We start from the raw sequence: 517 nt of genomic DNA, 5'->3' as shown, positions 1-517 counted from the left end.
GTTGTGGACTCAAGGCAGAGGCATCCATTCTTTTACGCCTACATACTGGTCATATTTGTCTTGTTCGTCTTTTGTTTTTTGGTCTCTAATGTAACGCATTGAAAATCCACCATACATTGAACCACTGTTATTCAGAGACCAATCTACGATATCTTCATCTGAAACTGAGTATGCTTCACCGACGACAATATGATCTAACTGAGGTAGTGTTTCAAAAGCTTGAACCACGAAAGACTTTGAATCTACATCTACCACCATGAACCATAAGTAAGCACCTTGTTCTGGGAAGTATACTTTTACAAGAGCAAAACTAGAAGCAAGCTCAGGTTTAGACAATAGCTCGCGAAAGGATCCTATGCTCGCTTTAGCTTCGGTAATTGTCTTCTGCCATAGAAGGTCAGTGGATAAAACTGGATTACTCTTCACTTCGTCACCCGAAAAACTTAAACCTGAATGTAGAATTGATACCAATAGTAGTAACCAATATTTCATTGTTAGCCTCCAACAACATAACGCC

Annotated in this window: 1 protein-coding gene; it reads right to left on the bottom strand. The window is 39.5% G+C overall.

All coding sequences use genetic code 11. The features are described 5' to 3' along the window. Positions 1-9: 9 nt before the first annotated feature. The gene (locus ACQEXS_RS22565; RefSeq protein WP_050918038.1) at positions 10-492 is read right to left on the bottom strand and encodes a DUF2314 domain-containing protein; all 483 of its coding nucleotides are present in this window, start codon (positions 490-492) and stop codon (positions 10-12) included. Between the last annotated feature and the right edge of the window lie 25 nt (positions 493-517).

Source organism: Vibrio sp. TRT 17S01, from assembly GCF_050113695.1.
Taxonomy (GTDB): Bacteria; Pseudomonadota; Gammaproteobacteria; order Enterobacterales; family Vibrionaceae; genus Vibrio.
The sequence above is the reverse complement of the archived record's forward strand: the minus strand, read 5'-3'. Positions and strand labels throughout refer to the sequence as shown.